Source organism: Micromonospora citrea (assembly GCF_049629545.1).
In the GTDB taxonomy this organism is placed as follows: Bacteria; Actinomycetota; Actinomycetes; order Mycobacteriales; family Micromonosporaceae; genus Micromonospora; species Micromonospora citrea_A.
The window spans coordinates 146,693-156,294 of sequence record NZ_JBNADX010000014.1 but is presented as its reverse complement, the minus strand read 5'-3'; the positions used below and the strand labels follow the sequence as shown (position 1 = coordinate 156,294).

The following is a 9,602-nucleotide window of genomic DNA, read 5'->3' as shown; positions in this document are numbered from 1 at the left end:
TCCCCCCCCCCCCCCCCCCCTCCTCCCCCCCCCCCCCCCCCCCCCCCCCCCCCCCCCCCCCCCCGCTGCCGCCTCAGGCGCCGCCGGCGTCCAGGTCCGGGTCCGGGTGGATCCGGGTCGCCTCGATCCGCTCGACCTTGGTCACGGTGATCTTCATGGGTGCACCTCCCTCCGCCTGCTCGCTGCGGGGTGCGCCACCGGTCCTCGGTGGAGGGCCGCGACGCTGTCCCGCCGGCACCGTCGTGGTGCTGGGATCAGCGTCGGCGGCCCGTCGTCCCGGGAACCAGGGACATCGGCACCGATCGGACGGGCCCGTCCGTCCCGGCCGGCGCGGGACGGGCGAACGGACACCGCCCCCGCACGCGACAGTCGTGCGGGGGCGGTGCGGGTGACGGTGGGGTGCGGGCGTCCGGCTCAGGTGATCCGGGACGCCTCGCCCGGCATCCGCTGCCACGACCCCCGCTCGGCGATGTCCCGCAGTCGGTCCATCGCGTCCCACACGTCGACGTAGCGGGTGTAGAGCGGCGCCGGCCCGAGCCGCAGCCGGTCCGGGGCACGGTAATCGGCGACGACCCTGCCCTGCTCGGCCAGCGCCCGACAGATTCGCAGCGCCTCGGGGTGGTGCAGCGAGACGTGGCTGCCCCGCCGCGCCGGGTCGCGCGGGGAGGCCACGGTGAAGCCGTACGGGGTCAGCCAGGTGTCGGCCAGCGCGACGATCAGCTCCCCGAGGCGTCGGCCCTTCTCGCGTACCCGGTCGATGCCGGCCTCGGCGAGCACGTCCAACGCCGGGTCCAGGGTCGCCATGGCCAGGATCGGCGGGGTGCCCACCTGGAACCGGTCCAGGTCCGGCACCGGGTCGTAGGCGGGACCCATGAGGAACTGGTCGCGCTGGCCGAACCAGCCCTGGATCGGCTGGCGCAGCCGCGACTGCAACTCCTGCCGCACGTAGAGGAAGGCGGGCGCGCCGGGGCCGCCGTTGAGGTACTTGTACGTGCAGCCGACCGCGAGGTCCGCCCCGCTGGCGGCCAGTTCGACCGGGACCGCCCCGACCGCGTGCGACAGGTCCCACAGCACCGTCGCCCCGACCTGCCGGGCGGCGGCGTTGACCTCGGCCATGTCCAGCAGCGCGCCACACCGGTAGGACACGGCGGAGAGCACCACCAGGGCGACGTCGTCGTCCAGCGCCGCCCGCAGGGTGCGAAGGTCGAGCCCCTGGTCGAGGTCCGACGGGAGCATCCGCAGGGTCAGCCCACGCGCCTCGGCGAGCCCCTGCAGGACGTACCGGTCGGTGGGGAAGTCCTCGGCGTCGACGAGGATCGTGCGCCGGTCCCCGGCGGCGTCCAGCGCGGCGGCGGCGAGCTTGTACAGGTTCACCGAGGTCGAGTCGGAGACGGCGACCTCGCCGGGACGCGCGCCGAGGGCGTGCGCGGCGAGCCGGTCGCCGATGCGCCGGGCCCACTCGATCCAGGTCGGCCAGCCGCGTACCAGCTGTTCGCCCCAGCCGTCGCGGACCAGCCGGGTCAGGTGCCCGGCCGTGGCGGCCGGCAGCCGCCCGAGCGAGTTGCCGTCCAGGTAGATCAGGTCCTCGTCGGCGATCACGAACCGGTCGCGCAGGTCGGCCAGGGGGTCCGCGGCGTCCCATTCCTTGCACAGGTACCGGGGGATCTCGTCCCGCACGCGCCACTCCTCCGCCAGACCGTCGCCGCCGGCCCCGGGGCGGGGACGGGCCCGTCCCAGGGTAGGCGGCGCGGCGGCGGTCCCGGCCGGGCCGGGTCAGTTGTACGGCATGCGCGGGAACCAGCCGAAGCCGAAGATGGCCGGCACCCGCAGGTCCCAGTAGACGACGGTGAACACGCCCAGGGCGATGAGCAGCGCGCCGGTCACCACCGCGGCGCGGCGGGGGTGCGCCATCCAGCGCAGGAACCCGCCCCGGGTGGCGAGCACCACCACCGCGAAGATGAGCGTCACGAGCAGGACGTTGCCCACCGACTGGAGCGTGAAGGCCGCCGCCCCGTACAGCGGGTTGCCGCTGTCGACCGCCCAGTGGAACAGCTTGTTGAACATCGGGTACGGCCGGCCGATGAGGAAGCCGCCGACGAGGGCGCCGAGGGTGACCACCCGCAGCGTGGGTCGTCCGGCGAAGACGTCGGGCAGCGTGCCGATCGAGGCCAGGCCGAGGTAGATCAGGGCGAGGCCGATCACGCCGAACACGACCGACGACTGGATCAGACGCACCGGCACCCCGTCCACCGTCTCGGTGGAGAGCTGGGGCAGGCGGTCGCCGAGCAGGACGCCGACGAAGCCGTACGTGGCCGCGACCGCCACCATGCCCAGGGTCAGCCAGCCGACCGGGCGCAGCAGGGCGCGCAGCAGGCCGCGCCGGCTCTCGGCGGCGCCGACCTGGCTCATCGGGCCGAACGACGCCGCCATCGCGATGTTGCAGGCGGTGAAGGTGCCGGCGAAGCCGGAGACGAAGGCGAACAGCAGCCCGGCGGCGGTCCCGCTGATCGCGGTGGCCTTGGCGTCGTGTCCCAGCACGGTGTTGGCGACGTTGTCCCCGATGACCTTGTCGACCAGTTCGAACGACCAGAGCACGGCCAACAGGACGCCGGCCGCGGCGCTGAGCAGGATGATCCGGGCCCGGCGTGCCGGGGTGGGGGGTGCCGCCGGGTCGACCAGCGGTCGGGGGGCCTGGTGGAGTGCCATCATCGCCTCTTCCTGTGGCGGACGGCGCCGGTCGCCTGGCCGGCGGCGGGCGCGACCGCCCACCCGTCCCGCGCCGTCGTCGGGCCCGCCGTCGTGGTGACCCCGCCCGGCCCCGGGTGTCGGGCCGTGACCGGGCGAGGGGTTGTGCTGATGATGCCGGCCCGCCGGGGCGGACGCCTCTTCGTACGTGCGCACCTCTCGCCGCGGAGACCCGACGAGCGAACTTCGTCGGCCGCCGACCGTCGCCGGCGGTGGTCGGCGGTGCCGGCCGTACCGTACGGTGCTCGCCGTGACCGCAGACGATCACCGTCGGACCGGCCCTGTCGCCGTGCTCGCCAACCCCACCGCCGGCCGGGGCCGGCACCGTGGCCTGCTGCCCCGGCTGCTGGAGCGCCTCGGCGAGGGTGGCCGCCCGGTGCGGCTGCTGTCGGCGGACACCCCGGACGAGGCGGAGGCGGCGTGCCACGCCGCGGTCGCCGCCGGGGCCACCGCGCTGGTCGCCGTCGGCGGCGACGGCACGGTGCACCGGGCGTTGCAGGCGGTCGCCGGTACGACCGTGCCGTTCGGTCCGGTGCCGGCGGGCACCGGCAACGACTTCGCCGTCGACACCGGCTTCCCGGCCGATCCGCTCGCCGCCGCCGGGGTGATCGCCGCGGCGTTGCGTGACGGGCGCAGCCGCCCGGTCGACCTGGCCCGGATGACCGGCCCGGACGGCGCCGACCGCTGGTACGGGGCGGTGCTCGCGGCCGGCTTCGACGCGATCGTCAACGAGCGGGCCAACCGGATGCGCTGGCCGCGTGGCCCCCGCCGCTACGACCTGGCGATCCTGGTCGAGCTGGCCCGGCTGCGTCCGCGCCGGTACACGCTGCGCCTCGACGGGCAGGAGCAGAGCCTCGACGCGGTGCTGGTGGCGGTGGGCAACTGCGCCAGCTACGGCGGCGGGATGCGGATCTGCCCCGACGCGGACCCGCACGACGGGCTGCTGGACGTGGTGGTCGGCGGCCGGTTCGACCGGCGCACCCTGATGCGCGTCAAGCCCCGCATCTACCAGGGCACCCACGTACGGCATCCGCTGGTGCGCAGCTTCCGGGCCCGGACGGTGGAAGTGGCCGCCGACGGCATCACCACCTACGCCGACGGCGAGCGGGCGCTGGACCTGCCGGTGCGGATCAGCGCCGTGCCGCGGGCGGTGCGGCTGCTGCGCTGAGCTGCCCGTCGGGCCCGGCCGCCACCGGCCCGTCGGGGTCGGCCACCCGGTCGGCGTGCCGTGGCGCGGCGGCCCGGACCGCGCCGATGCTGGCGGCGACGACGAGGCCGATGGCGAGCACCTCCACCGCGTGCAGCGCCTGGTCGAGCACGAGCCAGCCGGCGAGGGCGGCGATCGCCGGGCCCAGGCTCATCAGCACGGCGAAGGTGGCGGTGGGCAGCCGGCGCAGCGCCAGCAGCTCCAGGGTGTACGGCAGCACCGAGGCGAGCAGGGCCAGCCCCGTGCCGAGGCCGAGCACGGCGGGATGCCACAGCCGGCCGCCGGCGTCGGCCAGCCCGATCGGCAGGGTGACCAGCGCGGCCACGGTGAGGGCGAGGGCCAGCCCGTCCGCGTTCGGGAACCGGCCGCCGACCCGGGCCGAGCAGACGATGTACGCGGCCCACATCGCCCCGGCCACCAGGGCGAGCCCGGCGCCGAGCGGGTCGAGCCGGTCGAAGCCGCCCTGGCCGAGCAGGGCCACCCCGGCCAGGGCGAGGCCGGCCCAGCACCAGGCGGCCAGCCGGCGCGCGGTGAGCACGGACAGCGTCAGTGGGCCGAGCACCTCCAGGGTGACCGCCGGGCCGAGCGGGATCCGCTCGATGGCCTGGTAGAAGATCGAGTTCATCCCGGCCAGGGCCAGCCCGAACGCCAGCACCGAGGCCCAGGCGGCCCGGTCGTGGCCGCGCAGCCGCGGCCGGCACGCCAGCAGCATCAGCAGCGCGCCGATGGCCAGCCGCAGCGTCACCGTGCCGGCCACTCCGGCGCGCGGGAAGAGCAGCGCGGCGACGGCCGAGCCGAACTGCACCGACAGCGCCCCGCCGAGCACCAGCCCCACCGCGGCGGTCCGCCCGGAGCCGGGGCGCGTGGGCGGGCCGGCGGTGCTCGCGGCGGCGGACGACAGGGTCTCGGTCATGACGGTGACGCTATGACCTGCGCCTGCGGCGCGGACACCCAGGTCCACCGGTGGCGCTGCTCGCGCGCTCGGGACCCTCGGGCCGGCGCGGGGGAGCGGATCGGACGGCGGGTCCGGTCCGGACGGCCGGGCCGCTCAGGGGGACGTCGGGTGCCGGCGCGCACCGGCGATCCGGTCCAGCCACTCGCCGAGCAGGGCCCGCTCCGCGTCGGTGAGGTCGCCCGCCACCTGCGCCAGCGCGGCCCGCAGCGCGACCGCGTGCCGGACCGGCCGGTCGGGTGGGCGCACGGCGCGGGCGGCCGGGCTGTCGGCACAGACGGCCGCGACGACCGCCTCCCGGGTGGCGTCGGACAGCGCCGGGTCGCCGCCCTGGATCAGGGTCAGGGTCACCCCGCAGCTCGCGGCGTGCGCCATCTCCGCCGCCCGGTCGACGTCGACGCGCAGCCGGCCGGCCTCGGCGATCCGGACGACGAGCTGGCGGAAGATGTCGGCGGCCACCCGGGCGGCGGTGGGGCGGACGCCGGGGCGGGGGTCGCCGTACATGAGGGTGTGGAAGGCGGGGTTGGCGACGCCGAAACCGACGTGCATGTCCCAGCCGCGGCGCAGGTCGTCCACCGGGTCGTCGGCGGGTTCCCGGGCCGCCTCGGCGTGCAGGTGCGCCGCGAAGCCGTAGCTGGCCGCCGCGTCGAGCAGCCCGCGCATGTCGCCGAACTGACGGTAGATGGTGGGGGCCTGCACCCCGGCGGCCCGGCTCACCGCGCGGGTGGAGACGGCCTCCCGGCCGCCCTCGGCGAGCAGCGCGGCGGCGGCCCGCACGATCCGGTCCCGGGCGGACGTCTCGGTCACGACAGCGACGATAACCTTCCGGTGTTAGCGGCGGGAGCAAACGTGAGTATCAAGATCGTGTTATCGGTGCTACCCGCTGGTCAGCGGGGCAGTGCCAGGTCGAGCACCGCGCCGAGGCCGTTGTCGCGCCCCGGCTCGGCGCAGGGCAGCACGAGCACGGCGCAGCCGGCGTTGACCGCGCCCGCGTCGGCCGGCGTGTCGCCCACCATCAACGCCCGCTCCGGGTCGACGCCGAGCATCCCGCACGCGCGCAGGAAGATCCCCGGATCCGGCTTGCAGCGCCCCACCTCGTACGACAGCGCGTACGCGTCGACCAGGTCGTCGAGGCCCCAGGCGGCCAGCAGCGGCCGGATGTCGAAGCCGATGTTGCTGACCACCGCCACCTTCACCCCGCCCGTGCGCAGCGCCCGCAGCGTCGCCGCCACTCCCGGGTACACCACCCAGCCGTCCGGGACGAGCAGCCGGTCGTAGAGCGCGTCGGCGAGGCCCTCGATCCCGGCGTCCACCGTCTCGGCCAGCCCCGTGTACGCCCCGCGGTGGGCGTGCTCGTACAGGTCCCGGTCGGCCCAGAGCTCGGCCAGTCGGGGCGGCACCCGCGCCGGCAGCGGCCCGCCGGCCCGGCCGGCGGTGACCAGCCGGTCGGCGAGCGCGGTGGCCCGCATCCGCTCCAGGCTCACCCCGCAGGCCGCAGCGGCGTGCCGCACCCACTCGTGCGGCTCCTCGACCTGGGCGAGGGTCCCGTGGAAGTCGAACAGCACCGCCTCGACGGGGCGGCGGGGCGGGCCCGGGCGGACGGCGTCGTCGGCGCCGCTCGGGGTTCGGGGCGGTTCGGCATGATCCGGCACGTCGTGCACCCTACCGACCGCCTCCGACCGCCCTGCCGGTTGGCCTTGGCGGGTGACCGTCGGTGGTACGCACTAATCTTGGAGACATGTCGAGCCCCGCCGAGCGGTACGCCGCGGCGCGCCGCCGGGCCGCGCAGGCCTCCCAGTTCCCGGCCCTGGACGAGTTCGCCCGCGACCTGGGGTTCGACCTCGACGACTTCCAGCGCGAGGCGTGCCAGTCCCTGGAGCGCGGCAGCGGCGTGCTGGTCTGCGCCCCCACCGGCGCGGGCAAGACCGTGGTCGGCGAGTTCGCGGTGCACCTGGCCCTGCGCGCCGCGCCGCCGGCCGGCCGGTCACCGGCGCGCCAGGTCGCGCCGGGCGCGGGTGACGAGGTGGTCCCGGCGGCCGGCGGGGAGGTCGCGCCGTCCCCGGGCGCCGGCGCCCGGCGCAAGTGCTTCTACACCACGCCGATCAAGGCGCTGTCCAACCAGAAGTACCACGACCTGGTCGACCGGTACGGCGCCGAACAGGTCGGCCTGCTCACCGGCGACAACGCGATCAACGGCGACGCGCCCGTGGTGGTGATGACCACCGAGGTGCTGCGCAACATGCTCTACGCCGGCTCCAGCACCCTGGAGGGCCTGGCCTACGTGGTGATGGACGAGGTGCACTACCTCGCCGACCGGTTCCGCGGCGGGGTCTGGGAAGAGGTGATCATCCACCTGCCCGCCTCGGTCACGCTGGTCTCCCTGTCGGCCACCGTCTCCAACGCCGAGGAGTTCGCCGACTGGCTGGTCACCGTCCGGGGCGAGACCGCGGTGGTGGTCAGCGAGCACCGGCCCGTGCCGCTGTGGCAGCACATGCTGGTCGGCAAGCGGATGTTCGACCTGTTCCACGACGCCGACGCCGCCCGCAAGCACGACGTGCACCCCGAGCTGCTGCGCTACACCCGCGACACGATGCGCCGGCTGGAGTTGGGCGAGGGGCGCAGCGCCGGCCCCGGCGCCGGGCGGCGCGGTCCCCGCTGGCGTGGCCCGATGCGCCCGGACATCGTCGACCGGCTCGACCGGGAGGGGCTGCTCCCGGCGATCCTGTTCATCTTCAGCCGGGCCGGCTGCGCCGCCGCCGTGCAGCAGTGCCTCGCCGCCGGGCTGCGGCTCACCTCCCCGGAGGAACGCGCCGAGATCCGCCGGGTCGTCGAGTCCCGGGTCACCGCCATCCCCGGCGAGGACCTGACCGTGCTCGGCTACTGGGAGTGGCTCGACGGGCTGGAGCGCGGCCTGGCCGCCCACCACGCCGGCATGCTCCCGGTGTTCAAGGAGGTCGTCGAGGAGCTCTTCGTCCGCGGCCTGGTCAAGGCGGTCTTCGCCACCGAGACCCTGGCGCTGGGCATCAACATGCCGGCCCGCTGCGTGGTGCTGGAACGCCTCGTGAAGTTCAACGGCGAGGCGCACGTCGACCTCACCCCGGGCGAGTACACCCAGCTCACCGGTCGGGCCGGGCGGCGTGGCATCGACGTCGAGGGGCACGCGGTCGTGGTCTGGTCGCCGGAGACCGACCCCCGGCACGTCGCCGGCCTCGCGTCCACCCGCACCTACCCGCTGCGCTCCAGCTTCCGGCCGTCGTACAACATGGCGGTCAACCTGGTCGGCACGGTCGGCGTGGAGCCCGCCCGGGCACTGCTGGAGTCGTCGTTCGCCCAGTTCCAGGCGGACCGGTCGGTGGTCGGCCTGGCCCGGCAGGTGCAGCGCAACACCGAGACCATCGAGGCGTACGGCGCGGAGGCGGCCTGCCACCACGGCGACTTCGACGAGTACTTCGCGCTGCGGGTGGCCATCGCCGACCGGGAGCGCGCCCTGGCCCGGCAGGGCCAGTCGCAGCGCAAGGCGGCGGCGGTGGCCTCGCTGGAGCGGCTGCGCGTCGGCGACGTGATCCGGGTGCCGTCAGGCCGCCGGGCCGGGCTCGCGGTCGTGCTCGACCCGGCCACCGGCGGCTTCGGCGAGCCCCGCCCGCTGGTGCTCACCCAGGACCGCTGGGCCGGGCGGGTCAGCCCCGGCGACTTCACCAGCCCCGCCGAGGTGCTGGCCCGCATCCGGGTGCCGAAGCACTTCAACCACCGCTCACCGGCGGCCCGGCGGGACCTGGCGGCCGAGGTCAGCGGCACCGGCCTGGACCGGCACGGCGGCCGCCGCGGTGGCCGGTCCCGGCAGGCCGCCGGTGAGGACGACCGGATCAGCCAGCTCCGCACCGAGCTGCGCCGGCACCCCTGCCACGCCTGCGCCGACCGGGAGGAGCACGCCCGCTGGGCCGAGCGGCGCCGCCGGCTGGAGAAGGACACCGAGGAGTTGCGCCAGCGCGTCGCCGGGCGCACCGGTTCCCTCGCCCGCACGTTCGACCGGATCGTGGCGCTGCTCACCGCGCGCGGCTACCTCTCCGCCGACGGCGGGGTGACCGACGCCGGCCGGATGCTCGGCCGGATCTGGACGGAGGCGGACCTGCTGGTCGCCGAGTGCCTGCGGCGGGGTGTCTGGGACGGTCTCTCCCCGGCCGAGCTGGCCGCCGCGGTCTCCGTGGTGGTCTTCGAGGCCCGGCGGGATCTCGACGAGCGCGCGTCGTTGCCGCGTGGTTCGGTCGCCGACGCGGTCGAGGAGACGCTCAAGCTCTGGAGCGAGATCGAGTCCGACGAGGCGAACCGTGGGCTGACCGTGACCCGGGAGCCGGATTTCGGCTTCGCCTGGCCGATCTACCGGTGGGCGCGGGGCGAGGCCCTGGCCAAGGTGCTCGCCAGCGGCCACCAGATCGACGGCGAGATGCCCGCCGGGGACTTCGTCCGCTGGGCGCGGCAGGTCGTCGACCTGCTCGGCCAGCTCGCCGACTCCGGTGGCGCGTCGACAGAGTTGCGCGCCACCGCCCGGCAGGCCATCGCGGCCGTCAACCGCGGTGTGCTGGCGTACCACGCGTCGGCCTGATCCGTCACTGTCCGTCACCGTCGCCCGCCGAATCGACGCATCGCGCTGTCACTGCAACAGCACCCCCCGAAGTGCCCGGGGGGTGCTGTTGCGGCTGT

The 9,602-nt window shown here is 75.8% G+C and carries 8 protein-coding genes; 2 read left to right on the top strand and 6 right to left on the bottom strand.

The window, feature by feature from the left end:
- Positions 1-73 precede the first annotated feature (73 nt).
- From ACPFP2_RS17195 to ACPFP2_RS17185, 3 genes are all read right to left on the bottom strand, one after another.
- Positions 74-238, bottom strand: a complete 165-nt coding sequence (locus ACPFP2_RS17195) for a hypothetical protein (protein ID WP_424090178.1) — start codon at positions 236-238, stop codon at positions 74-76.
- Between the two features lie 176 nt (positions 239-414).
- A complete protein-coding gene (gene kynU, locus ACPFP2_RS17190; RefSeq protein ID WP_424090177.1) occupies positions 415-1,677 on the bottom strand; it encodes a kynureninase in 1,263 nt (420 codons plus the stop codon).
- 96 nt (positions 1,678-1,773) lie between these two features.
- Positions 1,774-2,706 (bottom strand): hypothetical protein, encoded by a 933-nt coding sequence (locus tag ACPFP2_RS17185; protein WP_424090176.1) that lies wholly within the window; start codon positions 2,704-2,706, stop codon positions 1,774-1,776.
- Between the two features lie 280 nt (positions 2,707-2,986).
- Here ACPFP2_RS17185 and ACPFP2_RS17180 point away from each other — a divergent pair, with 280 nt between their 5' ends.
- The gene (locus ACPFP2_RS17180) at positions 2,987-3,913 is read left to right on the top strand and encodes a diacylglycerol kinase (RefSeq protein WP_424090175.1); all 927 of its coding nucleotides are present in this window, start codon (positions 2,987-2,989) and stop codon (positions 3,911-3,913) included.
- Here ACPFP2_RS17180 and ACPFP2_RS17175 read toward each other — a convergent pair.
- From ACPFP2_RS17175 to ACPFP2_RS17165, 3 genes are all read right to left on the bottom strand, one after another.
- A complete protein-coding gene (locus tag ACPFP2_RS17175) occupies positions 3,876-4,865 on the bottom strand; it encodes an EamA family transporter (protein WP_424090174.1) in 990 nt (329 codons plus the stop codon). The two genes, ACPFP2_RS17180 and ACPFP2_RS17175, sit on opposite strands and share 38 nt — an antisense overlap.
- 135 nt (positions 4,866-5,000) lie before the next feature.
- Positions 5,001-5,711 (bottom strand): TetR/AcrR family transcriptional regulator, encoded by a 711-nt coding sequence (locus tag ACPFP2_RS17170; protein WP_424090173.1) that lies wholly within the window; start codon positions 5,709-5,711, stop codon positions 5,001-5,003.
- Positions 5,712-5,791: 80 nt separating this feature from the next.
- Positions 5,792-6,556, bottom strand: a complete 765-nt coding sequence (locus ACPFP2_RS17165) for an HAD family hydrolase (RefSeq protein WP_424090172.1) — start codon at positions 6,554-6,556, stop codon at positions 5,792-5,794.
- Positions 6,557-6,642: 86 nt separating this feature from the next.
- Here ACPFP2_RS17165 and ACPFP2_RS17160 point away from each other — a divergent pair, with 86 nt between their 5' ends.
- Positions 6,643-9,504, top strand: a complete 2,862-nt coding sequence (locus ACPFP2_RS17160) for a DEAD/DEAH box helicase (protein WP_424090171.1) — start codon at positions 6,643-6,645, stop codon at positions 9,502-9,504.
- Positions 9,505-9,602 lie beyond the last annotated feature (98 nt).